A 2,837-nucleotide genomic window follows, 5' to 3' on the forward strand; every position below is an offset into this window, starting at 1 on the left:
ACGTAGCCGAGGCTCTCCCAGCTCCAGCTCGCCTCGGCCACCGCCGGATGGGTGAGAAAGCCGCGAGGCTTGTCCACCCCGTCGCCCGCGACGAAGGCCGCGGCCTCGGCGCGGGCGAATTTCTCGGCGATGCGCCCGGCGAGCCAGGCCTCGATGTCGAAGGCGGAATCGTCGAGCAGCCGCTGGCTGATCTTCGGGAGCGCCGAAAGCTCGTGCAGCGGGATCGAGATGCGGTCGATCGCCGGGGTGCCGGTCTCGGCCGCCGCGTCGCTCTCGGTCGCCCAGCCGGCGCCGACCTCGGTCGTGTCCACGAGCACGTCGTAGGCGGTCGCCTCGACGTGGACGACATTGGCGATGCGCCGGATCGAGGCGGTCGAGTCGAGCACGCCGCGGATGGTCTCGGCGGTCTCCGGATCGACGAGATACCCGCCGTCGGCGGCGACCGCCGAGGTCATCGCCTTGCCCTCGAGCTCGAGGCCGCGCAGCCCCTCGTCGTCGCCCGAGCGGAGATAGGACCCGAAGGCCTTGGCGTGCGGCGCCGTCTCGTCGGCGGCGCGGGCGAGCGCCGGGCGCGCCGGGCTCTGCATCTTGCGATCAAGCATGGTCAGTCGCTCTTCCTGCTGTTGAAGCCGCGCGTGAAGCTCCTGCCGGAACTCCCCGAAATCTTTTGCGAAACCCGCCATCGCGCGCTTCGCCTCGGCCACCGGCGCGGGGGTCGCGCCGGTCTCGGTCGTCTCGGTCATGCCATCCTCCGGATTGCTCGTCGTCAGCCGCGCAGCGCCCGGCGCGCGGCCTGAAACCCGTCCGCGAGCGCGCGCAGCGCCTCCGCCCCGGGGTCCGCCTTGGCCTGCGCCCGTGCCTCGGGAAGCATCGGGAAAGTCACCAGCGAAACCTCCCAGAGATCCACCCCGGTCAGCAGCCGCCCGGTCCCGCGCCGCTCCGCGCTCACCGTTCGGTAGCCGATCGAGAGCCCCTCGATCGCGCCCGCCTTCAGAAGCGCCGCCGCCTCGCGCCCGCGCGCCACCTCCGTCAGGAGCCGCCCGCGCACGAAGAGCCCACGCGCGTCCTCGCGCACCTCCTCCCAGACGCCGATCGGCTGCGCGGGGTCATGCTGCCAGAGCATCCGCACCGCGCGGCCCCGCCCGAGCGCGCCCGCGAAGGCCCCGGGCGCCACGGCGTCGCCGCCCTGATCGGGCGCGCCGAAGAGGCTCGCGTAGCCCTCGATCCGCGCCGCCCCGTCCAGCGCGACCTCCGCGCCCGCGAACTTGCGTTCCAGTTCCATCCCGCCCCTCCTCACGGCGCCACCTGCACCATCGACTGCATCGCCTGCGCGAGGATCATCCCCACCACGCCGTAGACGGTGATCCAGAGCCGTCGCTCGAGCCGCTCCATCATCGCCTCGATCTTCTCGAGCCGGCGATGCACGGTCTCGAACTGCAGCCGCGCCATCGCCTCGTGCGCCTCCAGCCGGAGCGCCGGCGCGCAGGCCGGCGTGTCGGGGCCCTGCCGCCCGTCCCGCGCCTCAATCATCGGTCTCGTCCTCCGCCGCCGGTTCGGCCGGCAGGCCGAGAAGCCGGCGCTTCTCGGCGCGCGTCAGGAAACCCGCCGCGCCCACGCGCGCCCATTGCGCGTCGCGCTCCGCGGCGAGGGCCGGCACCTGGTCGAGATCGGGCTTGAGCGCGAGCGCCTCGCCGAAATGATCCGAGAGCCAGTCGCCCAGCGCCGCCGTCACCCGCGCCGCGAGCGGCAGCACCGTGAGCCGGAAGAACGCGCGGTTCGCCTCCTGGTAATTGGCGTAGGTGGCATCCCCCGGCAGGCCGAGCAGCATCGGCGGCACCCCGAAGGCGAGCGCGATCTCGCGGGCCGCCGCCTCCTTCGTCTTCTGGAATTCCATGTCCGAGGGCGAGAACCCCATCGGCTTCCAGTCGAGCCCGCCGTCGAGGAGCATCGGCCGCCCCGCGTTGCGCGCCCCCTGGTGATAGCTCTCCATCTCCGCCACGAGCCGGTCGTACTGCTCCGGCGCGAGGCCCCCGGCGCCGTCGCCGCCCTGATAGACGATCGCGCCCGAGGGTCGCGCCGCGTTGTCCAGAAGCGCCTTCGACCAGCGCGAGGCAGCATTGTGCACGTCGACCGCCTGCGCTGCCGCCTGCATCGGCGAGAGCCCGTGGTGGTCGTCCTGCGGGTGAAAGCTGCGCACGTGGCAGACGGGCGCGGGCCGGGCCGTCGCGTCGAAGCGGTGCGTGCGCCCCGCCACCGTGTAGGCATGCGCCGACGGCCAGCCGTCCGGCCCCGGCACGACGCGCATCCGGTCCGAGCGCAGGACATGGAGTTCCACCGGCACGCCCGTCTCGCCGGCCACCGCCTCCATCCAGGCGTCGCCGCTCAGGAGAAGCTGGCCGTAGAAAGCCTCCATCAGCTCGGCGCGCCCCTGCGCCGGGTTCGGCCGGCGCAGGAGCGACAGGATCGCGTGGCTCTCGTAGCGCCGCGCGACATCCTGCAGGACGAGCGGCAGCGCCGCGGCGGATTCGGCGACGAGCTTCACCGCGCGAAAGCCCACCGGGTTGCCGGCGAAGCCCGCCCGCGTCAGCGCGCCGGTCTCGCGCGGGCTCCAGGCGACGCGCCCCGACCCCGCCCATGCGATCACCGGCGCGGCGGCGCTCGCCTTGGCCTCGGGCGCGGGGCGGCGGCGGAAGGGAAAGACCATGCGGGGCTCCTTCGTGTCCTCGGCGCCGGGGCCGGGCCCCGCGCCGTCTCGAAGGGCGTTCTAGCCGCGCCCGTGTTAAGCGCGGGAAACCCCGCCGCACGCCCCGCGCGGCGGCGCGCAACAGGTGGACCGA

At 73.9% G+C, this 2,837-nt stretch carries 4 protein-coding genes; all 4 read right to left on the reverse strand.

The features are described from left to right. The coding region (locus ACESL7_RS14975; RefSeq protein ID WP_372894096.1) for a phage major capsid protein at positions 1–743 on the reverse strand (743 nt) is incomplete at its 3' end. Between the two features lie 23 nt (positions 744–766). Then, positions 767–1,282, reverse strand: coding sequence for an HK97 family phage prohead protease (locus ACESL7_RS14980; RefSeq protein WP_372894097.1), 516 nt, complete (start codon positions 1,280–1,282; stop codon positions 767–769). A gap of 11 nt (positions 1,283–1,293) precedes the next feature. After that, positions 1,294–1,530: a GTA head formation protein, RCAP_rcc01685 family gene (locus ACESL7_RS14985; RefSeq protein ID WP_372894098.1), complete on the reverse strand. Its 237-nt coding sequence runs from the start codon at positions 1,528–1,530 to the stop codon at positions 1,294–1,296. Beyond that, on the reverse strand, positions 1,523–2,704 hold the full coding sequence (locus ACESL7_RS14990; protein WP_372894099.1) for a phage portal protein: 1,182 nt from the start codon (positions 2,702–2,704) through the stop codon (positions 1,523–1,525). Before ACESL7_RS14990 ends, ACESL7_RS14985 begins: the two co-directional genes overlap by 8 nt. Between the last annotated feature and the right edge of the window lie 133 nt (positions 2,705–2,837).

It is taken from the genome of Rhodosalinus sp. (assembly GCF_041685465.1).
In the GTDB taxonomy this organism is placed as follows: domain Bacteria; phylum Pseudomonadota; class Alphaproteobacteria; order Rhodobacterales; family Rhodobacteraceae; genus Rhodosalinus.

Bases quoted from the DNA above. Each gene is read 5' to 3' on its own strand.
- ACESL7_RS14980 (WP_372894097.1), bottom strand. From the start codon at position 1,282: ATGGAACTGGAACGCAAGTTCGCGGGCGCGGAGGTCGCGCTGGACGGG.
- ACESL7_RS14985 (WP_372894098.1), bottom strand. From the start codon at position 1,530: ATGATTGAGGCGCGGGACGGGCGGCAGGGCCCCGACACGCCGGCCTGC.
- ACESL7_RS14990 (WP_372894099.1), bottom strand. From the start codon at position 2,704: ATGGTCTTTCCCTTCCGCCGCCGCCCCGCGCCCGAGGCCAAGGCGAGC.